The sequence below is a fragment of the Capnocytophaga stomatis genome (genome assembly GCF_002302635.1).
In the GTDB taxonomy this organism is placed as follows: domain Bacteria; phylum Bacteroidota; class Bacteroidia; order Flavobacteriales; family Flavobacteriaceae; genus Capnocytophaga; species Capnocytophaga stomatis.
On sequence record NZ_CP022387.1, the window covers coordinates 165,498 to 191,740 of the forward strand.

The following is a 26,243-nucleotide window of genomic DNA, read 5'->3' on the forward strand; positions in this document are numbered from 1 at the left end:
ACGATATTTACGCAGATATTAAAAACATATCAATAAGAAAGAAATATGAATAAGTTAATATACTCATTAGTTTTGGGTACTTTGTTCACAACAGGTATTCAAGCACAGAATTACACCGATGCTTTGCGTTATTCAACCGAAGACTTAAACGGTAGTGCTCGCTTCAAAGGAATGAGCGGTGCTTTTGGAGCTTTGGGAGGTGATATGTCCGCAATAAATATAAATCCTGCAGGAAGTGCCATTTTTTCAGGTACGGAATTTTCCTTCTCTATAAGAGATGACAACCACAAGAAAAATGTTTCCTTCCTAAATCAAGAAACAATCAACAAAGATTCCGATTTTGATTTGAATCAATTTGGAATTGCTTTCGTTGTACCTAATGTTTCGGAAAATTGGAAAAAAATTAGTTTTGGATTTAACTTTCAACAGACCAAAAATCTAAGTAATTCAGGATTTACTTATTTCGGAGATAACAACATCGGTATTGATGATTATTTCCGCCACTTTGCACAAAATGGAAATGTTAACGGAAGTGGCTTTCCTCTGTCCACGTTTGCCGACGGAAATCTTCCTATCGTTAACCAAAATGCAATTGGAGAGTTTTACTTAGGATTAAACGACTGGAATGCAAGAAGTGCTTATTTGGGAATAAAAACCGAATTAGTGGTACCTGAGTCGCCCAATGCTTCTGAAACAAACTACATAGCAAATGCTGACAGAACTTTAAGGCGACAAAAATACGAAGTGATTCATAATGGGCAAATCAATAAGTACAACTTCAATTTTGCATCACAATTCGGAAATAATATTTATTTGGGTGTAAACCTTAACTCACATCCGATTAATTCCAGCTCTTTGTATAGCTTGCGTGATGACAATTTTGAAAGTACTTCATTAGTAAGATATGCTAATCATCAAGTGAGAGTGAATACTACCGGAAACGGCTTTTCTTTTCAGTTAGGAGGTATCGCGAAAGTTGGTAATCAGATTCGTTTAGGATTAAGTTACCAGTCTCCTACTTGGTACAAACTTGAAGAACAATCACGAGAAGTGTTGTATTCCACAATTTTTAATAAACAAGCAAATCAAAATGAGGATAAAGACGTCGATTTGCTAAACCAATACGGTGATGAAATTTGGTTCGAGCGAGATTATAAATTCCGTACGCCAAGTTCTTGGGTGGGAAGTGTTGCTTACGTTTTCAGTAAAAAAGGGCTAATCAGTTTTGATTATATCTATAAGAATTACGAAAATATCTATTTTACCAGCAACAATTTGAAAGGTGAAAATACCATTATTCAGAATACTTTGAACGGCACTTCATCAATACGTGTAGGTGGAGAGTATCGTATAAAAGCGTTAAGTTTGCGTGCAGGTATGCGTTATGAGCAAAGTCCTTACAAAGGAAATTCCAAGTACGTAGGAGACCTTAACGGATACTCTTTCGGTGCGGGTTATTCTTTTGGTGGCGTTCGTTTGGACGTTTCATACGATATTGCAAAACAGGATAATATGTTCCAAATGTATGAAGCCGTTTTGACCACTCCGGCAAAAATTTCATCCACAAGAAGTAATTTATTGTTCACCTTATCAGCAAAATTATTCTGACAAATTCTATCTACTAACCTATAACAATTTAGGCTATCCGCTTTCCGGGTAGCCTATTTTTTTTAGATTTTTCAGAAATAATATTCTATCTTTGTGGCAATTCTTTTTAACTAAAATTTTATTTCTGATGGAATACAATTCTTTTTATAAAAAAGCAGGAAAAGGCAAAACATTAATTCTATTACACGGATTTTTAGAGAGTTGCGAAGTATGGAACGAACTTATTGAAGTACTTGAGAAGGATTTTCACCTTATCGTTCCTGACCTTCTCGGACACGGAAAAACACCCGCAACTTCCAAAGTTCATACGATGGAAATGATGGCGGAGCAAGTCTTTTCTATTCTGGAAACCGAAAAAATAGAAGAATGCATCTTGGTTGGGCACTCGATGGGTGGTTACGTAAGTTTGGCTTTTGCAGAAAAGTATCCGCAGAAAGTAAAGGGAATCGTACTGATGAACTCAACTCCCCTACCCGATTCTGACGAGAAAAAAGCTAATCGAGAGCGAGTTGTGACTGTGGTTGATAACGACAAAACTTTTTTCATTCGTAGTTCTGTGACTAATTTATTTAGTGAAGAAAACAAACAATTGATGAAAGTAAAAATAGAAGAAATCATCAATGTTGCTTCAAAAACTCCTAATGAAGGCATCAAAGCAGCTTCTTTAGGAATGAAAGAAAGACCCAACAGAACGCTCATTTTAAAGTCGTTACCTGCTCCGAAGCACTTCATCATCGGGAAAAAAGATGCGTTAATTCCTTATGAGGAATTGGTTACTTTGGCAAACGAAATCGGGGCGACTTATTCTCTGCTTGAAGGAGGACATATGTCATACATCGAAAATAAATCGGAAACTATCAGCATTTTAAAGAATTTTATCAATGAAGTTTAAATATTTCCTCCCGTTATTCCTCGCTTCTCTTGTCGTTGGTTGTGGCGAAAATTCTCCAAAATCTGAGAAGAAGAAAAGCGTTACTCAATCAGCCGAAAGCCAAGAAAAAATATCTGAAAAGGAAGAAAAAAAAGAAAAGCCCATTGAAACTCTGAACACACAAAGCGTTATTCCTTTTTTGTTTAATTATGAAAAAGAAAATAAAGAGCGGTACGTTCGTATCATTACTGACTACGGAAATATTGATATTGAACTATTTAACGAAACTCCGTATCATCGGGCAAATTTCATTTTTCTAACAAAGCAACAATATTTTGACGGCTCAGTTTTTCACCGAGTTGTAAAAGATTTTGTAATTCAAGGAGGAAATTCTGATGGCTGGGATATTCGTAAAAAACGCCAAAAGATAGGCTATTATTTACTTCCTCCCGACACCAAAAAGGGATTTAAACATCACCGCGGAATTGTTTCGATGCCAAGCAGCGACATTGATAACCCGCATCAGTTTGCTTCGCCTTATGAGTTTTTTATCGTGGTACAAAGCCCCGGTGCTTATCATCTGGACGGGAATTACACCGCTTTCGGGAAGGTTATTGCAGGAATGGAGGTTGTTGATAAAATCAATCAGGTGGAAACCAACGAAAAGAGCGAGTGGCCTAAACGCGATGTGAAGATGAAAGTTGTTCTTCTCGACAGATAATCTTCAAAGCAAAAAGCGACCTTCTGCGGAAGTTCAGTAGCAAAAATTTTCTTCTCCCGAACACATTATAAAAAAACTGACGTCAAGCCGAAAATTTCTTGACGTCAGGAAATTTATTTTCTCACGGGAAGAAATTATTTTTCTCCCGTCAGAAAATTTCTGTGCTTCCGCATAAAATTATTCGGGAACTATAACTGCTTTTCTGAGGCTTCGTTACAGTGATTTTTACCACTTGAATTGAACCAAAAATTCGTGCGAGTTGCGTGCGTACAAATTCAGTTGTGATTTTGTAACTCCCTCATAACCATAGCCCACACCTACGAAGTACTTCGGAATGAAGAACAATACGTAACCTCCCAAAGCACTATCAGTGCGGTATGTTAATCCTACTTCGCTGTTTTTCAGGTACACGCCTGCCAAAGTAAAGTTAAACGACGGGCTTATATCTTTTGCAAAGCGTGCTTGCATCACCGGTTTTAAGGTAAGTTCGTTTGAAATATTCCAATAATATCCTCCTAAGGCATAAAAATGAAGTCTCTCAGCCACTGAAGTTACCACGTCGTCCTTCAATTTAACTTCCTTGGAAGCCAATAAATTAGGAATAGAAACTCCAAAATAAAACTTGGGATGCTCATAGAAAAAACCGGTTCCCATATTCACTTGAAATTTCCCTGAAATCGTCTGTAAATAAGGGTCGTAACGCGTGTTATGTGGGGTTGTGTAAGTGTGAATGCGGCTTCCGTCTATGTTGAAAAAATCTCCACCGAATTTCAATCCTGCATAAATTTTTGTGCTGTCGCTTATCTGCAAAGAGTACGAAAAATCGGCATAAATTCCTGCCTGTTTTTGTATGAAAACTTTATTATTTGCTATGGAAAATCCTAAACCTATACGGTCATTAATTTTGTGCGTGGTGAAGAAGGTTTGCGTTTGAGGAGCGTCAACAACTCCCTGCCACTGATTGCGAATATCCACAGAAATCGTGTGTCCTTTTTCTGTTCCCACCGCAGCCGGATTTACTAAATTCTTATGCTGATTGTAAAATATATAGCTTGGTTCTTGTGCCTTTAACTGATTCGAAACCAAAACACTCAGCCCTATAAATATGATATTGCAGATATATTTTTTCATCTCTAATAATTGATAAATATCCATCCTTGTCGTTTGTAAATTTCCGTATTGTCTAACGTAAAAATATAGTAGTAAGAACCTTGCGGAACTTTATTACCGTTGGTGCTCGTTCCATTCCACTGATTTTTATATCCTTTCATCTCGTAAACCAATTGCCCTAAATGATTGAACACCCGAAGCATATTTGCCGGATAATTTTCGGCTCGCACAATTGAAAAGTAATCATTAACCCCGTCATCATTCGGACTAAAAGCATTGGAAATCAATACATAATCAAATGATTTATCGTTAGAATTCGCAATTCCATCACCATCGATATCACTATCACAGGCATCTCCTATTCCATCACCGTCCAAATCTTCCTGATTAGGATTATAAACCATCGGGCAATTATCTTTTTCATTTAAAAGACCATCGCCGTCCATATCATCATCGCAAGCATCACCCACTCCGTCTTTGTCCAAATCGGTTTGTTCTTTATTTTCTTGCTTAGGGCAATTATCCTGATTGTTAGGCACATCGTCTCCGTCCCAATCGTCATCACACACATCGCCGATTCCATCGTTGTCCAAATCAAGTTGGTCAGGATTTGGAATTTCAGGACAGTTATCCTTGCTTGACGGAACGCCATCGCCATCGGTATCTTCATCTTCTTTAATTGTGATTATACCCGCATTTACGGCTAAAAATATATTGTCTTCAGCCTTAACCATATATCTTCCTTGAGTGGTTCGAAGCGACTGCGGAACGGAAACTCTCGCCTTTCCATTATTGTCGATTCCCTTTGCCAATGTATGCGGAAAAGTGACTCCTCCGTCGGTTGAAAGTAAGATAGTTACCTTTTTTGAGTTTATATTTCCTGCATTGGTGTTGGCTACGTCCCAAGTAATTGTTTGATTTTGCCCTGCAAACCAACTTGAATTTTCAGTATGTGAAGTTACCCGAAAAGGTCCTGCCGAAGCATCTACAACTACCTGAATTGTTTTATAAACAGTGCTTCCCATTGCATTTGTTGCCGGCTTTCTGTCCAAAACCATAAGCGACCAATTGAGCGTTCTTCCAACATTCAGAACCGTTTCCCATTCCGAGCCGATGGGCGGGTCGGTCTGCGTAAGTTTTCCTGCAACAATACGGCTTAATCTGGGAATATAACGCTTTGGTGAATCGGAAGGAGGAAGCGAACGTGCCGTAGCTCCGCTTTTTAAAGTGGGTGAAAATACATAATCTCCACTCGCCCTACTATCCGATTGTTCCCAAGCGTATAGCAATTTATCTCCGTCAGCATCCGTAGCCGAACCTTCCAATAAATAAGCCGTTCCGTGCGGAATCGTGTAACTTCTCAAATCGTTTATGTCAGGCGGATTATTTGAAGAAGGAAGAACCTTTGCACATCTCTTTCCTTTAACCGACTGCATAATATCATATATACTTCTGTGGTGAAAATACGCATCTGTCTTTTTCTGTACATTCTGATTATCAATAACTCCCGCATATCCCATTATAGTTGAACCACTTCCGGGTTCCACCTGAGAGCTTGTGTTTTCATATTCATAGGAAAAAGTGTGATACGCTCCCAATTGGTGTCCTATTTCGTGAGCCAATATATCCACGTCAAAAAAATCCATATCCATATTTCTCCTGAAACGAACCGAAGAAAAGGCTGTTGCTTTCCGTCCTGCCTCACACACGCAACCTATGCAACCTGCATTTCCTCCTAAGTTTTTATTATGGAACAAATGCCCAAGGTCATAATTCGCCGAACCTACCTTTGCATCTAACGTTTTTTGCAATACGCTTGATTCCGAATTGTACCAATTATCGTAATTAACATTTTTGAAAGGGTCTTCTGTGGCATCGCCAAACAATGTAGATTTATCCGAAACTATCTGAAATTGAATTGATAATTGTGCTCCGTAAACTTGATTTACCCGATTTATTGTGCTAACAACTTGAGCAAAAGCTCTGTCTTTTCCTCCGAAATACTGAGTGTACTGATACGTCGTTGCAATCGCAATTCTGAAAGTTCTTACCTGATTATCAGTTTGATAAGTAACTTTTCGGGTTTTATTACTTTGTTGTATTTTTAGTTCTTCAAAAGTTTTACACTCAAAATGCTGATGTTCTGAAGATTTTCGTTGGTAAACTTTATATTCAACTCCCTCATCATCAGTTGATTCTATGAAAGAAAGTTCAAAATTTTCTCCCATAATCGCATTTAAACCAAATGGCGACCACGTAAAACGAATTGTTTTTGAAGGATTTTTGGTTGAAAATCCCACATACGTTTTTATATCCGCATATTTCTTTGACAAATCTTCCGAAAGTACTTGAGTTTGCTCAATGCGGTAATTCTCAATACCTCCATCACTATCAGGGATTTGAATTAAAACTTCTTTTTTGCTTGCCAAACTTTTTGTAACATTTAAAGCCTTATCAAAAGCTTTTTTATCTAACGTATAATACTGATATCCTGGCTTTTGCTCTTTCTTTTCTGTCAATCCTGTGCGTTTCCAATATGTTTGTGCGGGCATTACTCCAAAACCCAAAATAAAAAATAAAATATATAATTTTCTTATAATTCCTATCATCTCATATAATAATTGAAAGCCTTATAAATCAATTCATTTTCTATCAAACAATCCAATTTTGGTTTGGCAATATCCTCCAAAAGAACAAAATTAATATTTCCGTGTGAGTTTTTCTTGTCAAACTTCATCAAATTAATGATTTCTTCAATTTCGTTTTCAGTAAAATACTGTTTTTCAAAGTACTGACCTAAAACCTCCTTAATTTCAACACATTTCTCTTTCGGAAAATTTAATTTTTCAACTGAAAGAAATGTTGCCAGAATCATTCCGATAGCAATAGCCTCCCCGTGTAATAATGTCTGTATACCAGTATTTTGCAAGCAATACGATTCAATGGCGTGTCCCAAAGTATGCCCAAAATTCAATGTTTTTCGCATTCCTTTTTCCGTAGGGTCTTGTTTTACCACACGATTTTTGATAAGCACAGATTCATAAATCAAATCGTCCAAATCATCTAAGGTCAAACTACTCAAATTAAGCATTTTACACCAATAACTTTCAGATTGAATAAGTCCGTGTTTGAACATTTCAGCCATTCCGCTGCGTAATTGTTCGGCAGGAAGCGTAGCCAAAAAACGACTATCAATAATTACCAATAAAGGATTGTTAATCAGTCCTATTTGGTTTTTCAAAGCTCCCAAATCCACCCCCGTTTTCCCTCCAACAGAGGCATCAACCATTGCCAAAAGGGTTGTCGGAACATTCACAAAATCAACCCCTCGCATATAGGTTGAAGCTACAAACCCACCCAAATCAGTTACAACTCCACCTCCAAGATTGATTATCAAACTCTTACGGTCTGCACCCAATTCCGATAAAGCGTACCACACTTGCGTACAAGTTTCTATGTTTTTAAACTCTTCTCCTGCCTCAATTTCAATGACTTCAATAGGTATTTCCATTGCCAATTCTGGCAAAAACAAAGGCGAGCAACACCGATTTGTGTTTTCGTCTGTCAATATAAATACCTTTGAATACTTCTTCTCCCGTAACAATTCATTCAAAGATGAAAATCCGAGTTCATTGAAATATACTGATTCTATATTTTTCATTTGCTCTGATATTCTGTGTGTTTGGTTTCAATCTTTTTTGAATATTCTTTCAAAAACAAAATTCGGGTAAAAATAATCAGAAAAAATGAGATACAGACAAAAAATTACATATATTTGCGATGCTGAAAACCAATCGAACATTATCGGATTTGTTTTCGTTTTTTGTTTTCACTATAAAAAATACTGAATTTTAACGCATTAAAAAAATTTTCAATGGCTACACGATTTGGCGATACAAAAACCGCATTCGCACTAAAAGACAATTTTGAATTGGGAAGAGCTTACTGGCTTTTCCGTTTTATCGGGAATAATACACTGATTGGCATCGGTACGGCTCTGACGAACTTTTCCCTGAAAATGCATCTGCCCGTAGAGTGGCTTATCCGAAAAACCGTTTTCAATCAATTCTGCGGAGGTATCTCCGAAGAGGATTGCAAGCCTGTTATTAGAAAGATGCACGAAAAGGGCGTAAGTTCCGTTTTAGATTATTCCGTAGAGGGAAAAGAAGACGAGACCTCATTTGAAGCCACCTTTAACAAAACAATGGAAATCATTGATTTCGTACATCAAAACCGAGATACAGGAACTCCATTTGCTGTTTTCAAGCCCACAGGATTCGGAAAAATCTCAATATACCAGAAAATATCGGAAAAACAGCCTCTTACCGAAGAAGAACAAAAAGCGTGGGAACGCATCGTGGAACGCTTTGACCAAGCCTGTGCAAAAGCAGCTACTTACAAACTCCCTATTATGATTGATGCCGAAGAAAGCTGGATGCAAACCGCCGCCGATGATTTAATCGAACAAATGATGCAGAAGTACAACAAGGAAGAAGCCATCGTTTACAACACATTACAAATGTATCGCCACGACCGATTGGATTACTTAAAAGGTCTTCACCAGCGTGCCATAGCCAACGGATTCCACATAGGTGTAAAAGTCGTTCGGGGAGCGTATATGGAGAAAGAAAACGAAAGAGCTGCCGAGAAAGGCTATCCCTCTCCTATCTGTGCTTCAAAACAAGCCACCGATGATAATTACAACGCCGCCATTACCTACATTCTTGACCATACTGACCGCATTTCACTCTTTGCCGGAACGCACAACGAGAAAAGTTCAGCCTTAGTAATGGACTTGATGGACAAAAAAGGACTAAAACACAACGACAAGCGTGTATGGCTTGCTCAACTCTACGGAATGAGTGACCATATCAGCTTTAATGCCGCAAAGCTGGGGCATAACGTGGCAAAATATCTCCCTTTTGGTCCCGTGCGTGAAGTAATGCCTTACCTGATTCGTAGGGCTCAGGAAAACACCTCAGTAGCAGGGCAAATGGGACGCGAACTTTCCCTACTAATGCAAGAACACAAAAGAAGAAAAAGAGAGAAATAACAATCGTGATATTGTTTTTTGTTGGGAAAACCAGATATTTTGTAATTTCAGAAATGTCTGGTTTCTTTTTGCCGAAAATTTGAAACACGAATTAACCTATTATCAATCAATTATCAAATGACAAAGTACAAATAGAATGGAGAACAAAAAAGACATTTTTGTAAAAACAAGTTATGACAAGTTAAAGACCGCCATTGAGAATATTGCCAACGAAGAAGATATAAAAGATGTATACGCCCTGTCCTTCTGGTTTTACTGTGATGACGACGACCAGCGTTATCCAAAAATCACGCTGGGTTATAACACACTTTCCAACTTTAAGGAAGAGGCATACAACGCCGACACTAAGGAAGAAGCAAAATGGAACTTCGCCTACTGGCTTCAAAATGAAATCGAAACTGTCGGGGGTGAAAATGACTCTCTTTTAAGCAATTGGTTTGCAGCATCTCCTTATTTCTACACCGAAGAAGAAAACGAAAAAGCTATGGAGGAGGACGAAGCACTTTACGAGAAAATCTTAAAGAAAGGTGAGAAATTTCAAAAAGAGTTCATCAGTGAGATTATCGCCATCGCCAAGAAGCTCTTTGAAGAAAAAGTAATAGACAAAACCTTCGGGAACGACATACCCATTATCATACACAAACTGGAATACTATGACGAGCCCATACGATGGACGAAAAAAGCAAACCCCGCAAAACTCATCAAAGAATTCATCAAATACTGGGACGACGAAAACTAAGCAATACAAAATCAGGAATCCGAGCAATCAAGCCGATTCCTGATTTATTTTTTACCTCCATACACATTTCCAAGTCACTATCATCTACGGAAGTGATATTTTTTATTTTTTTCATAAAAATATGTTTTTTATTTGAGAAATATTCATTATCTTAGCACACAAAACAACAGGATTTATGGAATTGTTAATTTACATCGAACTCTTCGTGGTACTGACTGCTATCTTCATTGGTGCTCGTGTAGGAGGCATTGGGCTGGGTATCTTCGGTATGATGGGGTTAGCCGTTTTGGTTTTCGTATTCGGGCTGAAACCAGGCAGTGCTCCTATTGACGTTATGCTTATGATTGTAGCCGTAATCACTGCGGCATCGGCATTGCAATCGGCGGGCGGGTTGGACTATCTGGTACAAGTGGCAGAGAAAATCTTACGTAAGAATCCATCTATGGTTACTTTTCTCGCCCCTGTGGTGTGTTACTTCTTTACCTTCTTTTCTGGTACAGGACACGTGGCATATTCACTTCTGCCTATTATTGCCGAAATTGCTACTGAAAGCAAAGTACGCCCAGAACGTCCTATGAGTATTTCGGTGATAGCCTCCCAGCAAGCCATCACAGCAAGCCCCATTTCGGCGGCAACTGCGGCACTACTGAGCAAAGACCTGCTCGGTACGCACGGCGTGGAACTCAGTGATATATTAATGGTGTGTATCCCAGCAACACTGATAGGGGTTATCGTGGGGGCTTTCGTTGTCAATTTTGTAGGAGTACCTCTTGAAAAAGACCCTGAATATCAACGCAGGCTGGCAGAAGGAATGCTTGGCAATTCACAAGACAAGAAAAAGACACTCGACCCACAACAACAACGCAAAGCCAAAACAGCAGTATGGATATTCCTACTCGGGGTACTCTCCATCGTGCTATTCGGTTCAGTTGCTTCATTACGACCTGCATTTGCTGACGGAAGCCGATTGGGAATGCCTGAGATTATAGAAATTGTGATGATGACGGTGGCTGGGCTTATCTTTATCATTGCAAAAGCCGATGTTACAAAAGCCGTGAAAGGAAGCGTTTTCTTAGCGGGAATGCAAGCCGTTATCGCTATATTTGGGATTGCTTGGATGGGCGACACCTTCTTTCAAGGCAACTTAGAGTTCTTTAAATCAAGTATTGAACATATTGTAACCGAATATCCGTTCTTGTTCTCATTGGCCTTGTTTGTAATGTCCATTTTGTTATTTAGCCAAGCAGCTACCGTACGGACGTTATATCCGCTGGGAATAGCATTAGGAATTCCGCCAATGACAATGGTAGCAATGTTCCCTGCTGTAAATGGATATTTTTTCATTCCCAACTATCCAACGGTAGTGGCAGCGATAAACTTTGACCGTACGGGAACCACCCGCATTGGCAAGTATGTGCTAAATCATTCATTCCAAATACCAGGCTTTGTAGCTACTATTGTTGCCCTTGCCGTAGGATATGTTATTGTACTGACAATGGGATAACACCAAACTAAATGCCTAACACAATATCTATCGAAATACATTTAAAATAATTAGTATATGCAAAAAACTTTAAGGAAAATTGCCCTTGCATTATGCTTAATGATGTCTGTGGCAGTCTTCGGGCAGAAACCGAAGATACGTATTATTGCAACGGGAGGTACCATTGCCGGAGTGAGCAAATCATCTACCGAGAGTAGTTACAAGGCGGGTGAGCTCGGTATTTACCAATTGTTGCAAGCCGTTCCTGAGGTAAAGAACCTTGCAGAGGTGAGCGGAGAGCAACTCGTTAAAATCGGGTCGCAAGATATGAACGATGACGTATGGCTAAAATTGGCAAAACGCATCAATGAACTCCTTAATAAGGAAGGTTATGATGGGGTCGTTATCACACACGGTACTGATACAATGGAAGAGACGGCGTACTTCCTAAACCTTACCGTTCACAGCAACAAGCCTGTGGTGATGGTAGGGGCAATGCGTCCAGCTACGGGTATGAGTGCTGATGGTCCTGCCAATCTATACAATGCCGTAGCAGTAGCAGCAAGCCCAAGTGCTTCCGGCAGAGGCGTTATGGTATGTATGAATGACATTGTACTGGGGGCAAAAGACGTGGTTAAAACCAGTACTACCGCAGTAGAAACCTTCCAAGGAGCAAACTATGGTAAGTTGGCTTACTTGCACAACGGAAAACCCTTCTTCGGGGCAACACCTCAGAGCAAGCATACCACGCAATCCGTGTTCAACGTGGACAACCTCAAATCATTACCAAAAGTAGGCATCGTGTACGGATATGCCAATATGTCCGAATTACCTATGAAAGCCTTCATCGATGCGAAGTTTGACGGTATCGTATATGCAGGAGTGGGGAATGGAAACTTCTACCACACGTTGTTTGATTTAGCTGTAAAAGCTCAGCAAAAAGGTATTCAAGTGGTTAGGTCTTCTCGTGTACCGTTTGGAGGAACCACTCTTGATGCAGAAGTGGACGATGCTAAGCATCATTTCGTAGCAGCACAGAACCTCAATCCGCAAAAAGCACGCGTATTGCTGATGCTCGCACTTACTAAAACGAAAGACTGGAAACAAATACAACAGTACTTCAACGAGTACTAAAACAATGATTTATCCTTGTTATCAGAATGATAGTAATGTATGCCTAAAAAATATACTTTCTATACGGAGAAATACTACACCTATATAATATATATGGTATAAAAATGTTTTCTGAGGTAAGAAACCAACATAGAAAGAAGTATTACAAAGACATACACACATCATAGAATTAACATCGTAACTTTAAAATTCAATTCATATGAGCAAGATGAAAGCGTGGCTTAAACCCAATCTTTTGACAAAGGGCGACACGACTGACTTTATAGCGGTACCTGTTACCGTTGGGAGCATTTCGACTCAGGACATTATCCAACGCCTTAAAGAAGAAGGTATGGAGATACGTACAGAAACGGCTCAGGACATTATCAGCCGATTTAATCGTAAAGTAGCGGAAATGGTATTGGAAGGCTACAATGTGAATACTGGATTGGTGTATATGCGCCCCACCATACGAGGCGTGTTCCGCGACAAAACGTGGAATCCAGAAATACACAACGTACAGATAAGCATTACACAAGGTGCTGAACTACGCAAGGAAGTAACACAAACCTTAGTAGAAATACTTGGTGTACAGGCCGACCCGATGACCATATTAAGCATCACTGATAGTGCTACAAAGAAGACTGATGGTTCTATCACGAAAGGGAAAAATGTAGAAATCAAAGGAGCTTATCTCAAAATTGCAGGAAGTTCACCCACTAACGGAATTTACCTACGAAATATCGACACAAGCCGAGAGACAAAACTCCCTGAGGAAGACATTGTACTGAATGAACCTTCACGACTTTTGATTCTTATCCCACCTGATTTGGAATCAGGGTCGTACGAACTGAGTATTGTTACTCAATTCAGTCAAGGGAAATCTCTGCTGAAAGAACCAAGAAAGACTGTCTTTGAAGGGACTATAACTGTTAGTTAAAGCAAGATACTCCCACTCAAACGAGTGCGATAGCAACACTCACCCGAGCAATGGTAGCACACTCACCCGAGTGGGAGATTATCTATAATCCTTTTTATGAAGATTGTATAAGCACGTTTAAGCAAACAAACCTATCTTTACAATGCAAAACATACTGACGATAAAAAACAAAAGCACAGCAGTTTTACAATTGTAATGAAATACTAAACCATTATTATATTTAATTCTACTAATTATGAAAAACATATACACAGCAATGGCTTTCTTGGCAGGAAGCGTTGTATTTGCACAACAGGGCTTTCAGGAGCAAATTGATGAGCTGAAAATGAAGTCCGATAGGTTCAACGTGTATCTGAATTTTCAGTCGAGTTTTGATGCTACGACTGTAAAAGATACAGATACGCACTTTGGTTTTATGGCGAGACAACTTCGGTTGGAGTTCAGAGGGAACATTAACGAGCGTATATTCTATCGTCTTCGTCATCGTCTAAATCGTTCGAGCGGAGGGGCTTCTCTTGATAACCTTGCCCGTGCTACCGATATGATGTATGCAGGTTTCCGTTTGAACGAAAAGTGGACGGTTACCGCTGGGAAAATGTGTCAGGCGTGGGGTGGATATGAGTTTGACCTCAACCCGATGAATATCTATGAATACTCTGACTATGTAGAGCATATGGATAATTTTATGGTGGGTGGAATGCTTACCTATACCCCTGATGAAAACCACGAATTGAACTTTCAGATAACAAACAGCCGAACAAATAGATTTGATGACCTTTACCCTGATAACAAGGATATAAAAGCAACTAATGCACCGCTTGCATATATCTTCAATTGGAATGGCTCAATGTGGGACGGACTTATACAAACGCGTTGGGGTGTAGGGTACGAGCAGGAAGCTAATAACCACAGTAGCTCCAAAGTGATGCTTGGTACTATGTTAAACTTGCCTAAGTTCCAGATGTTTTTTGATTATATGTTGGCTAATCAAGGTCTCGACAGATTCGGATACGCTGGAATCTATACAGATGCTATTGGTATCAAACACACAGGGGCTTTAAAAGGAACCACCTATAATTCCTTTGTAACCAAAGCCGAGTATCAGCCACACGAAAACTGGAATGTATTTGGCAAATTTATGTACGAGACAGCCCGTGTAGGTAAGGATATTCCTGCTGGTTTTATGGATAGTAAGCGTAACTCCTTTGGTTACTTCTTTGGGGTTGAATATATGCCTTTCAAAGACCAAGATTTGCGTTTCTTTGCAACCTATGTGGGTCGTAAGTACAGCTATGCAAGGGATTCGTTTAACACACATTCCAACCGATTCAGCATCGGAATGATGTACCGAATTAAAGCATTTTAATTGATACCTACATATAAAAAACCTTTGCTTTAACAGAATAAAGCAAAGGTTTTTTCCCGTTTAAGTTGCCTGATGTAGGGAGTGCGAAACATTTAGCTTTAGCACAAATGCTCTGTTTCCCATATTTTTTCATACCTTTGGCACGCATAAAAAACAGTATTTATTATGAATAAAATAGTATTCCTCACTGCCTGCTTACTTACTGCCTGCAGTTCCAAATCAACAGACAATAGTAACCGACCGCCCAATGCCTTTGCCATTAGGGTAACCAATGTTACTCCCAACGTGGCAACAATTGCCTGGACGAAAGCCGTTGATCCCGATGGCGATTATGTTACGTATTCCATCAAAGGTGATAATATTGATGTCAGAGGCGTGGAAGCCACACATTATACGTTCTCCAAACTAAAGCCCAACACCACTTATAACATTATCATCACCGCACACGATGGCAAAGGAGGTGCAACTGACCTTAAACACCATTTCACTACTGAAAAAGAGCCTACCAATAACACCTCTTTTAACATTCCTCCCGCCTTGCAGAATTATTACAAATCGGTGGATTTTACCAAAGCAGGACGGGCTTTATATGATGAATTGGCTACACTGACCATTGCAAAACACTCGCCTTTTCTGGAGTATGGCAGTCGGCATCAATATTTACCCAAAGCCGACCGTTCGGCAAATGATGCTAATAAAGTGGTATTAATCTACACCGGCGAAGTACGCAGCTCCCGAAGCAAAGATGTGAACACGGAACACGTTTACCCACAATCCAAAATTGGCAACACTGCCAAAGGCGACTTGCACCATTTGAGATATTGTGATTCAAAGGTAAACTCAAAACGTGGGAACTATCCGTTCACCAATGGCAGTGGCGAGGCAGCGTTAGTCAACGGCGACAGCTGGTATCCCGGTGATGAGTGGAAGGGTGATGTAGCCCGAATGGTACTATATCTGAACCTACGCTACAACGAGGATTTAGGAGAAGATATCTCGAGAGAGGGTGTTGATTTGCTCCTGAAGTGGAATGCCGAAGACCCTGTGTCTGCTATTGAAATCAACCGCAATGATGTAATTGAGCAAGCACAAGGCAATCGCAATCCGTTTATCGACAATCCTTATTTAGCCACTCTGATATGGGGAAAAGCTAATGCTCAGAATCGTTGGTAAATATTCTGGCAACAAAGAGTTAAACGAAGTATTTTAAATTTTGGCACAAAGTAGTATCTTTGCCCAATTATTTCCTATAACAAATGAATAAAACTATAGAACAGTATAACAACGTTATCAATACGTGCAAAAGTATGTTTGTCAATAAGATGAACGATTATGGAAGTGCTTGGCGTATCCTCAGATTACCTTCACTCACCGACCAGATTTTCATCAAAGCACAACGTATCCGCAGTTTGCAACAGAATGGCATTCGTAAGATAGACGAAGGTGAAGTGTCTGAATTTATTGGCATTATAAACTATTCCGTCATAGCTTTAATCCAGCTTGAGAGAGGCGTTGCCCAACAGCCCGACCTAAACACCGAACAAGCTCTTGCCCTTTACGAACAGAAAATTGAAGAAACACGCTCGCTGATGGAAAGCAAAAACCACGATTATGGTGAAGCGTGGCGAGATATGCGAGTAAGTTCACTAACCGACCTTATCTTGCAAAAAGTGTTGCGTGTCAAGCAAATAGAAGACAATCAAGGCAGAACACTCGTTAGCGAAGGCGTGGAGGCAAATTATCAAGATATGCTTAATTACGCAGTTTTTGCATTAATCCACCTAACTGAATCGTAACGTTACATACTCAATCATCATCATTAATCATCATCTAAATATGAGATATATTACACATTTTGTCCGTTTTGTTGTGGGCGTACTATTCATCATCAGCGGGCTTATCAAACTCAATGACCCCATCGGGTTTTCATTTAAGTTGGAAGAATACTTCAGCGAGCCGGTGCTGAATCTTCTCTTCTTGGAGCCGTTCGCCCTTTGGTTGGCAATTGTGGTTTGTATAGCAGAAGTTCTTTTGGGAGTGATGCTTCTTGTTGGCTACAAAGCGAAATTTACGTTGTGGTCACTACTGGCAATGCTGGTATTCTTTGGCTTCCTTACCTTCTACTCTGCTTATTTTAATAAAGTTACGGATTGTGGCTGCTTTGGCGATGTTATTAAATTTACTCCTTGGCAATCTTTCGGAAAAGATGTGTTCCTACTGGTTTTAACTTTAATTCTCTTTGCAGGACAGAAATATATTACTCCCATTTCAAAAGGAAACACTCCTCTAATTGTCAGTGTGTTATCACTAATAGGCTGTATTGGTTTTGTGTACCACGTGTACAATCATTTGCCCGTGGGAGATTTCAGACCTTACAAAATAGGAGTAAACATCCCCGAAGGAATGATTGTTCCCGAAGGAGCTCCCCTACCTAAGTACGACTATCATTGGAAATTCAACGTAAACGGGAAAGAGGAAGTATTTGTAACACAAGGCGATTACCCAAAAGTGGACGGAGAGTTTGTTTCCTTTGAAACGAAATTAATAGACCCGGGTTATACTCCACCTATACACGACTTCTTCATAGAAAAGAACGGAGAAAGTTATTTCGATGAAATGATGGATAAAGAAAAATTACTTGTTGTGGTTTCTTATCGTATTGATAAATCTGATAAAGAAGCATTTAAAGCCATTAAAAAGGTAACAGACAAAGCCTTAAAGCAAGGATATACAGTAATAGGTTTGACTTCTATCGTTGAGCAAGCAGAACAAATTAAAAAAGATTATGAACTGAACTTTGATTTCTACTTTAACGATGAAACAACCTTGAAAACGATGATTCGTTCCAATCCTGGGGTTATGACGCTTCAAAAAGGAAGTATCAAAGATAAAAGGCATTTCAACGATGTGGATAAACTAAAATTACACTGATTTTACAGCGAATTGCAAACATCTAAATCAAGATATAAAGGGGAACAGTTACAAAATTGTTTCCCTTTTCTATTTAAAATACAAACAACTAACTATCAATACATTACACACCATATTTGTTAATTTATTTAACATATTCGGAAAGAAATTTTGTTTATATTATTTTTAATTCTTAATTTGCGTTGTAATTTAAAATGAAAAAGCTATGAACGCTGTTACACGTTTGTTTGACATTCCTTATTATCAATTGAAAAATTTCCCGTCGGAAGCGGCTTTCGTTACAAAATACAACGGAAAATGGGAAAAAACTTCCACGCAAGAATATATCAATAAATTCAATCAGGTTAGCCGTGGATTGTTGCGATTGGGTGTCGAAAAAAACGATAAAATTGCAGTTATCTCATCTAACAATCGTACGGAATGGCACGTGCTTGATATGGGAATTCTGCAAATTGGAGCACAAAACGTTCCTGTTTATCCTACTATTTCTCTGGAAGATTATGAGTATATTTTCAATCACGCCGAATGCAAATACTGCTTTGTTTCTGATAAAGAATTACTTGATAAAATAACTTCAATTCAAGATAAACTTCCACATCTTAAAGGCATATATACTTTTGATGATGTTCCTTACGCTCACAGCTGGAAAGAAATTTTGGATTTAGGAGAAGATAACAGCAATCAAGAAGAAGTGGAAAAGCTCAAAAACAGTATCCAACCGAATGATTTGGCTACCATTATCTATACCTCAGGAACAACTGCTCGCCCTAAAGGAGTAATGCTTTCACACAACAATATTATTTCAAATGTAATTAACTGTCAAGACAGATTACCTGTTGCCAAAGGCTCTCGTTGCTTGAGTTTTCTTCCTGTTTGTCATATATTTGAACGAATGCTAACGTACTTCTATCAATACAATTTTATGCGGATTTATTTTGCTGAGTCTATTGATAAAATGGGAGAAAACATTAAAGAAGTGAAGCCCAATTTGATGACTGTTGTTCCCCGATTGGTTGAGAAAGTTTATGACAAAATTTACGCAAAAGGAACAGAACTAAAAGGAATTGCAAAATTTTTATTCTTTTGGGCAGTAGACTTAGGACTTAAATATGAACCATACGGAGCCAATGGGTGGTGGTATGGTTTCAAATTGGGAATTGCACGAAAATTAATCTTCAAAAAATGGCAAGAAGCCCTTGGCGGGGAGCTTGAAATGATGGTATCGGGAAGTGCTGCCTTACAACCTCGACTGGCAAGAATTTTTTCGGCTGCGGGAATTAATATTATGGAAGGTTACGGACTTACAGAAACTTCTCCCGTAATTGCAGTAAACAGAAAATCAGGAAGATATTGGAAAATAGGGACTGTTGGTAAGCCTATCAAAAATTTGGAGGTTAAAATTGCCGAAGATGGTGAAATTTTATGTAAAGGACCAAATGTAATGATTGGATATTATAAAGACCCTGACCTTACAGCGGCTTCAATCACAGATGGTTTCTTTCATACCGGAGACATCGGAGAAATTGATTCCGAAGGCTTTTTGAAAATTACAGACAGAAAAAAAGAAATTTTCAAAACCTCCGGAGGAAAATATATCGCTCCGCAAACCATTGAAAATCTGTTGAAACAATCGCGATTTATTGAACAGGCAATGGTTGTAGGCGAAGGAGAAAAAATGCCGGCTGCTATCATCCAGCTGAATTTTCCTTTCGTTAAAGAATGGGCGAAAAGACGTGGCATCAACTTAGGTGAATCAAACGAAGAAATTATCAAAAATCCGGAACTTTTCGCAAGAATTGAAAAAGAAGTTGAAAAAGTAAATAATAATTTGGGACAATGGGAAAAAATTAAGCTTTTTGCCTTTACCCCCGATGAATGGAGCATTGACGCAGGGCAACTTACCCCAACATTAAAACTTAAACGCCGTAATATCAAAGAAAAATACATCAACATTTACAACTCATTCTATAATCATTAATTGAGTTCGATTAAAAAAATCGTTTTATTTCATAAATAAAAATGAAAGAAATTACAGATATTTTCAATTTTACGGCAGAAAAAGGCAGTGTAATTACCATCGGCACATTTGACGGAGTTCATTTAGGTCATCGGAAAATAATAAAAAAACTTGTAGAAACGGCTAAGAATCAGGATTTACTGACCACTGTTTTCACTTTTTTCCCACATCCGAGAATGGTGGTTCAGCAGGATAACAATCTGAAACTAATTCACACACTTGATGAAAAAAAACAAGTTTTAGAATCACTGGGAATCAACCAGTTAGTTATCTGTCCTTTTGATGATTCTTTTTCAAAAATGTCAGCGGAGGCTTTCGTGGAAGATTTGCTTGTAAAACGCCTGAAAGCTAAGAAAATCATCATCGGATATGACCATCGTTTCGGGAGAAATAGAACTGCTGACATTAGCGATATGCGAAAATTCGGAGAAAAATACGGTTTTGAAGTAGAGGAAATTCCCGCACAGGAAGTAAATGAAGTATCGATAAGTTCAACAAAAATACGAAATGCAATAAGCGAAGGCAATGTCAAAACCGCGTGGGAATATCTCGGAGTTCCTTTTTGTATCAGCGGAAAGGTAATTCACGGGCTAAAAATCGGAAGAACAATCGGTTACCCGACTGCCAATATTCAAGTGAAAGAATCTTATAAACTAATTCCAAAAGATGGTATTTATCTGGTTTATAGCTTCTTCAGCGGAAAAAAAACGTATGGAATGATGAGCATCGGAAAAAACCCAACCATCGAAGGAAAAGGAGCAACTATTGAAGTACATTACTTTGATTTTAAAGAAGATATATACGAAAACAATATAACAATTCATTTTTTGGAACGCCTCCGCGACGAACAAAAGTTTGAATCGGTTGAAAAACTAAAGGAACAATTACAAATTGATGAAGCCACCTCAAGAGAACTTATAAAACAAATCGGATAAAAGGAAAATTTCTCGAAGTTGGTCAGTCATTTGGTGGAAAAAATATACTTTTGAAATAAAAAAATAGTTAATAACCTTCTGAATAGCAAATAATTTTCTATTCACTAAAAAACAAAAGCCTATGAAAACAACTTACGTAGTAAAGGCATATCGTACAGCTGTAGGGAAAGCTCCCCGCGGACTTTTACGCTTTAAACGACCCGATGAATTGGCTGCTGAAACCATCGCTTATATGATGGAGCAACTACCTGATTTCGACAAAAATCTGATTGATGACGTTATCGTCGGTAATGCAATGCCCGAAGCCGAACAAGGTTTGAATGTTGGTCGCATAATTTCACTTATGGGGCTTCAAACAGACCAAGTTCCGGGAGTAACCGTGAACAGATATTGTGCTTCAGGATTGGAAACTGTCGCGATTGCAATGGCTAAAATACAATCAGGAATGGCTGACTGCATCATTGCGGGAGGTGTTGAAAGTATGAGTTTTATTCCTTTCGGGGGGTATCGTCCGTCTCCTGATTATAAAGCAGTTAAAGAAGGAAACGAAGATTTCTACTGGGGAATGGGACTTACAGCCGAAAAAGTAGCTCATCAGTTCAAAATTTCGCGTGAAGACCAAGATTTGTTTGCTTTTCAATCTCACCAAAAAGCATTAAAAGCCATTGCAGAAAATAAATTTGAAAAGCAAATTGTTCCGATTGAAATTGAACAAGTACTGCTCGAAAACGGAAAACGTACAACTCACAAATACACTTTCAAAACCGATGAAGGACCTCGTGCTGATACTTCCTTGGAGGCTCTCGCAAAATTAAAACCTGTATTTGCGCAAGGCGGAACCGTTACTGCCGGAAACTCGTCACAAACCAGTGACGGAGCTGCTTTTCTGCTTTTAATGAGCGAAGAAATGGTTAAGAAACTCAACATCGAGCCTATCGCACGATTAGTAACCTACGTCGTGGCAGGAGTTCCGCCCAGCATAATGGGAATAGGACCGGTGAAAGCCATCCCGAAAGCACTTGAGCAATCCGGACTGACACTAAATGATCTTCAGCTAATAGAACTAAATGAAGCTTTTGCTTCGCAATCTTTAGCCGTTATTCGTGAATTAGGCTTGAATCCTGAAATAATCAACGTAAACGGAGGAGCAATAGCTTTAGGGCATCCGCTGGGTTGTACCGGAGCAAAATTGTCTGTGCAACTTTTCGACGAACTTAAAAGACGCGGACAAAAATACGGTATGGTAACAATGTGTGTGGGTACAGGACAAGGAGCAGCAGGTATTTACGAAGTATTTTAGTCAATATTAAAACTTACAGAACGAGCAGATTTCAAAAATTTCGCTCGTTTTTTTATTTATTCTCATAATTCAAAAAATTCTTCCTTATAAAATCCTTAAAAATGCACTCGTAATAATATTTTTTCATACGAAGAGCTATTTTTCTTATTAATTTTTTATATTTTTGCTCTTTGAAAATAATTTGATTATAAGATGAAGAAGCAATTAGTAGCAGGAGCCATAGCCGTATTTTTTTCATTTACATTTGCTGTAAATGCTCAAGAACAAAGTTTAGATACTGTAAATGTTCAAGTTAAAAAGAAACAAAACACACTCAACGAACAGTTTGAAACCTTAGTTGAAAAGGCAAACTCTTGGCAAAGTTATAAAATTATTGACAGAGCTAAACTCGGAAATTATCAGAAAAACGTAATTGACAGTTTACAAAGTATCAAATCAAAAATACAAGCTCAACAAGATATCATTAACGGGCACGAAGAAGAAGTTAAGCAACTTAACGGAAAAATAGCTGAGTTACAGAATAATCTCGAAAGAACTCAAAATGAGAAAGATAGTGTTAATTTTTTAGGAATTTTACTTCCAAAATCAACCTATTCATTAATGGTGTGGAGCCTTGTCTTGATTTTGACCTGCTTGCTGCTTTTCTATGTCTATAAATATATAAACGGAAGTGCGGTTACCAAAAAATCTCTTCAAGATTTGCAAGAACTTCAAGAAGAGTACGAAAATTACAGAAAATCGGCTATTGAAAGAGAACAAAAAGTACGTCGCCAGCTTCAGGACGAAATTAACAAACATAAATAATCAATGCGGATTGATATTATTTCGGTAGTTCCGGAACTTTTAGAGAGTCCTTTCAATGCTTCAATTATGAAACGAGCAATTGAAAAAGGATTGGTTGAGGTTCATTTCCACAACTTGCGAGATTACAGCACAGGAAGCTATCGGCAAGTAGATGATTATCAATTTGGTGGAGGTGCCGGAATGGTACTGATGATTGAGCCTATTGATAAATGTATTTCCGAATTGAAATCACAACGAAATTATGATGAGGTGATTTATATGACCCCTGACGGTGAGACTTTCAACCAAAAAACTGCAAACCGAATGTCCCTTTGTGAGAATTTGATTATACTTTGCGGGCATTACAAGGGCGTTGACCAACGTGTTCGCGACCATTTTATCACAAAAGAAATTTCTGTTGGTGATTATGTTCTTTCCGGTGGTGAATTAGGAGCTATGATTGTTTGTGATGCTGTTATCCGTCTGATTCCCGGTGTATTGGGAGACGAAACTTCGGCTTTAACTGACTCATTCCAAGATGATTTGTTAGCTCCGCCTGTTTACACACGTCCTGCTTCATATAACGGATGGGATGTTCCGGAAATATTGCTTAGTGGAAATTTTCCTGAAATAGAACAATGGCGAGAAGAAGAAGCCTACAAACACACCAAAACACGAAGACCCGATTTACTAAAAAAATAAATTAGAAAAGGCTATCTTATTTAGATAGCCTTAATTTTTTTCTGTTTTACTTGTTTACCGCATCAGAAAGCTCAGAACCCGGTTTGAATTTCACCACGTTTTTAGCAGCTACTTTAATCACTTCATTGGTACGAGGGTTTCTTGCCTCACGAGCCTCTTTTTTAGTTACCGACCAAGAACCGAAGCCTACAATCGAAACTTTATCCCCTTTTTTTAGAGTTTTCTCTACATTTGAAAAGAAAGACTCCAACGCCTTCTTTGCATCTACTTTTGTAATTCCTGCATCAGCAGCGATAGCATCAATTAATTCTGTTTTGTTCATAGTATTGATTTTAATACAATTAATAAAGACAAAGGTAGTAATATATTTAATCTGAGCAACAAATCTCTGTAAAAAAGCAGATATTTTAAATAAAAATTAACATCATTCCCGAAATTCGCTAAAATAATTATAAAAAACACATTACTTTTCCTTTATGCTGATGGCAAATCCTCCGCTGGGGGCCAATCGTACTTTTAGCTTTTTCTTACTATCAATAATTTTCTTCTTTATAACATAACTTTGCGGATTGGTTTGCCAATGAGCATTTTCTGCATCAGAATAAATAACAGCCTCATACTTTTTCCCAAATGGAAGAAAATCAAAACTTACGATTGCTTCACGTGAATTTTCATCCGTAATTCCTCCTACAAACCATTCATTTTTGCCCTTAGCTTTACGAGCAATGATTATGAAATCTCCGGGTTCTGCTTCCAAAACATACGTTTTATCCCAATCAACCGCTACATCTTTTATAAACTGAAAAGCATCAGGAAAGCGTTCATAATTTTCAATCAAATCGGCAGCCATTTGTAAAGGACTGTACATCGTTACGTAAAGAGCTAATTGCTTGGCAAGTGTGGTGCTTAATTTGGCTTTATTAGTGCCGTAAACGGATAAATCTCCTTGAAAAATGCCTGGCGTATAATCCATAGGACCTCCGACCAATCGAGTGAATGGCAAAATCGTGGTATGTTCGGGATGATTTCCGTTGAAAGACTCAAATTCTGTTCCACGAGCTGATTCTTGTGCTATCCAATTCGGAAAAGTGCGACAAAGCCCCGTCGGACGAACTGCCTCGTGAGAATTCACCATAATTTTGTATTCCGAAGCCGTTTTCGCTACATAATTGTAATGATTTACCATCCATTGCCCATCGTGATACTCACTTCGCGGAATAATTGGCCCCACATATCCCGTTTTTACGGAATTATATCCATTTTCTACCATAAATCGGAAGGCTTCGTGCAATTGACGCTCATAATCTGCCACTGAAGAAGTTGTTTCGTGATGCATAATGATTTTAACTCCCCTATTTTGTGCATATTCTTGCAATTCTTTTACGTCAAAATCAGGATATGGCTTGGTAAAACTATAGATTTTTTCCTTTTTGTAAGCCACATTATCTTCCCAGCCTTCATTCCAACCTTCCACTAACACAGCATCGAATCCGTGTTTTGCAGCAAAATCTATATATTTTTTTACGTGTGCTGTATTCGCTCCGTGATGTCCGTTCGGTGGAAGTTTTGAATAGTCGGTTTGCCCGATAATAATATCTTTATGGTCGGTATAAGCCCAAGTTGAACCTCCTCCCGTAAAATATTCCCACCAAACACCAACGTATTTCATTGGTTTTATCCAAGAAGTGTCTTCAAACTTGCAGGGTTCATTTAGGTTCAGTATCAGATTAGAAGCCAAAATATCACGAGCATCATCACTGACAATAATTGTACGCCAAGGAGTTACGTTTCCTGTCTGGAAATATACTTTATTGCCATTTTTATCCGGAGCCAAATGAGCACTTAAACAGAATTTATCTCCTTCAACATTCAAAAACATTGCAGAATAATTTACCAAAGCCGCCTCGTGGATGTTTATGTACAGATTTTCTTTCGTTTTTAACATCAAAGGCGTTTGAACTGCCACATTGGGTGATGGTGCTTTGGCTGCCAATGGCTCTTTACGAACTTCATCAATGAGTTTACCAATATCAGACAAACGAGAGGTAGTAATTGGAAATTCATTAGTATCATAATCAGCTGGAATCCAAAAAGATTTATGATTACCAGTAAGATTAAATTCCGTAAGTTCTTCTTTTATTATGAAATGACGAAGTTCTTTTTGTTGAGGAAATTCATATCGAAATCCAAGTCCGTCATTAAATAATCTGAATCGGATATTCAATTTCCAGTTAGTTGCCTGATGTACCAACTTCACTAACAATTCATTATGATTATCTCTTATTTCGCTATTTTCTCCCCAAACGGACTTCCAAACGCTATCCGAAGTATCATTTTGCGTTTCAATAATTGAAAATCCTTCCGAAAAAGAGAAAAAATCATTCAGAATAAATCCTAATTTACTTTCTTCAAGTACCTTTTTCCCTTTATAATCAAGCTGATAAACAGGCGTTCCATTATCTTTCAACTTAAAAGAAAGCACTAAATTTTTGTCGGGCGAATGGAGTTTCTGTGCAGATAACGCACTCACAAACAAAATGACTGTCAATGTAAGAAATATTCTACTCATAA

Annotated in this window: 23 protein-coding genes; 17 read left to right on the forward strand and 6 right to left on the reverse strand. The window is 38.5% G+C overall.

Annotated features, from left to right (window positions below; translation table 11 throughout):
- The first annotated feature begins 45 nt into the window (after nucleotides 1-45).
- The 3 genes from CGC58_RS00765 to CGC58_RS00775 all read left to right on the forward strand — a co-directional run bounded on the left by CGC58_RS00765 (nucleotide 46) and on the right by CGC58_RS00775 (nucleotide 3,200).
- Entirely contained in the window at nucleotides 46-1,608 is a 1,563-nt protein-coding gene (locus tag CGC58_RS00765; RefSeq protein WP_095894670.1) for an OmpP1/FadL family transporter, read from the forward strand.
- 127 nt (nucleotides 1,609-1,735) lie between these two features.
- Entirely contained in the window at nucleotides 1,736-2,500 is a 765-nt protein-coding gene (locus tag CGC58_RS00770; RefSeq protein WP_095894671.1) for an alpha/beta fold hydrolase, read from the forward strand.
- Nucleotides 2,490-3,200 (forward strand): peptidylprolyl isomerase, encoded by a 711-nt coding sequence (locus CGC58_RS00775; RefSeq protein ID WP_095894672.1) that lies wholly within the window; start codon nucleotides 2,490-2,492, stop codon nucleotides 3,198-3,200. Before CGC58_RS00770 ends, CGC58_RS00775 begins: the two co-directional genes overlap by 11 nt.
- Nucleotides 3,201-3,425: 225 nt before the next feature.
- Here the strand turns inward: CGC58_RS00775 and CGC58_RS00780 are convergent, their stop codons facing one another.
- From CGC58_RS00780 to aroB, 3 genes are read right to left on the reverse strand one after another with little or no spacing between them, the layout of a single operon-like run.
- The gene (locus CGC58_RS00780) at nucleotides 3,426-4,331 is read right to left on the reverse strand and encodes a PorP/SprF family type IX secretion system membrane protein (protein ID WP_095897050.1); all 906 of its coding nucleotides are present in this window, start codon (nucleotides 4,329-4,331) and stop codon (nucleotides 3,426-3,428) included.
- Between the two features lie 2 nt (nucleotides 4,332-4,333).
- Nucleotides 4,334-6,919, reverse strand: coding sequence for a reprolysin-like metallopeptidase (locus CGC58_RS00785; protein WP_198540738.1), 2,586 nt, complete (start codon nucleotides 6,917-6,919; stop codon nucleotides 4,334-4,336).
- Nucleotides 6,916-7,971 carry a 3-dehydroquinate synthase gene (gene aroB, locus CGC58_RS00790; protein ID WP_095894673.1) on the reverse strand — a complete coding sequence of 352 codons (1,056 nt, stop codon included), beginning with the start codon at nucleotides 7,969-7,971 and terminating at the stop codon, nucleotides 6,916-6,918. The genes CGC58_RS00785 and aroB overlap by 4 nt, the downstream gene beginning before the upstream one ends.
- 213 nt (nucleotides 7,972-8,184) lie before the next feature.
- Between aroB and CGC58_RS00795 the strand changes: the two genes are divergently transcribed.
- Both CGC58_RS00795 and CGC58_RS00800 read left to right on the forward strand, forming a co-directional pair.
- Nucleotides 8,185-9,363: a proline dehydrogenase family protein gene (locus CGC58_RS00795; protein WP_095894674.1), complete on the forward strand. Its 1,179-nt coding sequence runs from the start codon at nucleotides 8,185-8,187 to the stop codon at nucleotides 9,361-9,363.
- Nucleotides 9,364-9,499: 136 nt separating this feature from the next.
- Nucleotides 9,500-10,102, forward strand: a complete 603-nt coding sequence (locus CGC58_RS00800) for a hypothetical protein (protein ID WP_095894675.1) — start codon at nucleotides 9,500-9,502, stop codon at nucleotides 10,100-10,102.
- On the opposite strand, the gene CGC58_RS12640 is transcribed toward CGC58_RS00800, so the two are convergent.
- Nucleotides 10,077-10,217 (reverse strand): hypothetical protein, encoded by a 141-nt coding sequence (locus CGC58_RS12640; protein ID WP_157909166.1) that lies wholly within the window; start codon nucleotides 10,215-10,217, stop codon nucleotides 10,077-10,079. The two genes, CGC58_RS00800 and CGC58_RS12640, sit on opposite strands and share 26 nt — an antisense overlap.
- Nucleotides 10,218-10,277: 60 nt before the next feature.
- Here CGC58_RS12640 and CGC58_RS00805 point away from each other — a divergent pair, with 60 nt between their 5' ends.
- The 12 genes from CGC58_RS00805 to trmD all read left to right on the forward strand — a co-directional run bounded on the left by CGC58_RS00805 (nucleotide 10,278) and on the right by trmD (nucleotide 23,672).
- The gene (locus CGC58_RS00805) at nucleotides 10,278-11,606 is read left to right on the forward strand and encodes an anaerobic C4-dicarboxylate transporter family protein (protein WP_095894676.1); all 1,329 of its coding nucleotides are present in this window, start codon (nucleotides 10,278-10,280) and stop codon (nucleotides 11,604-11,606) included.
- Between the two features lie 57 nt (nucleotides 11,607-11,663).
- Entirely contained in the window at nucleotides 11,664-12,719 is a 1,056-nt protein-coding gene (gene ansB, locus CGC58_RS00810) for an L-asparaginase 2 (protein WP_095894677.1), read from the forward strand.
- A 199-nt stretch (nucleotides 12,720-12,918) separates the two neighbouring features.
- On the forward strand, nucleotides 12,919-13,638 hold the full coding sequence (locus CGC58_RS00815) for a DNA-binding domain-containing protein (RefSeq protein WP_095894678.1): 720 nt from the start codon (nucleotides 12,919-12,921) through the stop codon (nucleotides 13,636-13,638).
- A 235-nt stretch (nucleotides 13,639-13,873) separates the two neighbouring features.
- Entirely contained in the window at nucleotides 13,874-15,004 is a 1,131-nt protein-coding gene (locus CGC58_RS00820) for a porin (protein ID WP_095894679.1), read from the forward strand.
- Between the two features lie 165 nt (nucleotides 15,005-15,169).
- Nucleotides 15,170-16,177 (forward strand): endonuclease, encoded by a 1,008-nt coding sequence (locus tag CGC58_RS00825; protein WP_095894680.1) that lies wholly within the window; start codon nucleotides 15,170-15,172, stop codon nucleotides 16,175-16,177.
- 83 nt (nucleotides 16,178-16,260) lie between these two features.
- Nucleotides 16,261-16,800 carry a DUF1599 domain-containing protein gene (locus CGC58_RS00830; protein ID WP_095894681.1) on the forward strand — a complete coding sequence of 180 codons (540 nt, stop codon included), beginning with the start codon at nucleotides 16,261-16,263 and terminating at the stop codon, nucleotides 16,798-16,800.
- Nucleotides 16,801-16,840: 40 nt separating this feature from the next.
- Nucleotides 16,841-17,935 (forward strand): BT_3928 family protein, encoded by a 1,095-nt coding sequence (locus CGC58_RS00835; RefSeq protein WP_095894682.1) that lies wholly within the window; start codon nucleotides 16,841-16,843, stop codon nucleotides 17,933-17,935.
- Between the two features lie 205 nt (nucleotides 17,936-18,140).
- Nucleotides 18,141-19,913 (forward strand): AMP-dependent synthetase/ligase, encoded by a 1,773-nt coding sequence (locus CGC58_RS00840; RefSeq protein WP_095894683.1) that lies wholly within the window; start codon nucleotides 18,141-18,143, stop codon nucleotides 19,911-19,913.
- 41 nt (nucleotides 19,914-19,954) lie between these two features.
- Nucleotides 19,955-20,887: a bifunctional riboflavin kinase/FAD synthetase gene (locus CGC58_RS00845; protein WP_095894684.1), complete on the forward strand. Its 933-nt coding sequence runs from the start codon at nucleotides 19,955-19,957 to the stop codon at nucleotides 20,885-20,887.
- A 121-nt stretch (nucleotides 20,888-21,008) separates the two neighbouring features.
- A complete protein-coding gene (locus CGC58_RS00850; protein ID WP_095894685.1) occupies nucleotides 21,009-22,187 on the forward strand; it encodes an acetyl-CoA C-acyltransferase in 1,179 nt (392 codons plus the stop codon).
- A 192-nt stretch (nucleotides 22,188-22,379) separates the two neighbouring features.
- On the forward strand, nucleotides 22,380-22,991 hold the full coding sequence (locus tag CGC58_RS00855; protein ID WP_095894686.1) for a hypothetical protein: 612 nt from the start codon (nucleotides 22,380-22,382) through the stop codon (nucleotides 22,989-22,991).
- Between the two features lie 3 nt (nucleotides 22,992-22,994).
- Nucleotides 22,995-23,672: a tRNA (guanosine(37)-N1)-methyltransferase TrmD gene (gene trmD / locus CGC58_RS00860; RefSeq protein WP_095894687.1), complete on the forward strand. Its 678-nt coding sequence runs from the start codon at nucleotides 22,995-22,997 to the stop codon at nucleotides 23,670-23,672.
- A gap of 46 nt (nucleotides 23,673-23,718) precedes the next feature.
- Here the strand turns inward: trmD and CGC58_RS00865 are convergent, their stop codons facing one another.
- Nucleotides 23,719-24,009, reverse strand: a complete 291-nt coding sequence (locus tag CGC58_RS00865) for an HU family DNA-binding protein (protein WP_255318094.1) — start codon at nucleotides 24,007-24,009, stop codon at nucleotides 23,719-23,721.
- Between the two features lie 126 nt (nucleotides 24,010-24,135).
- On the reverse strand, nucleotides 24,136-26,241 hold the full coding sequence (locus tag CGC58_RS00870; RefSeq protein ID WP_095894689.1) for a glycoside hydrolase family 97 protein: 2,106 nt from the start codon (nucleotides 26,239-26,241) through the stop codon (nucleotides 24,136-24,138).
- Nucleotides 26,242-26,243 lie beyond the last annotated feature (2 nt).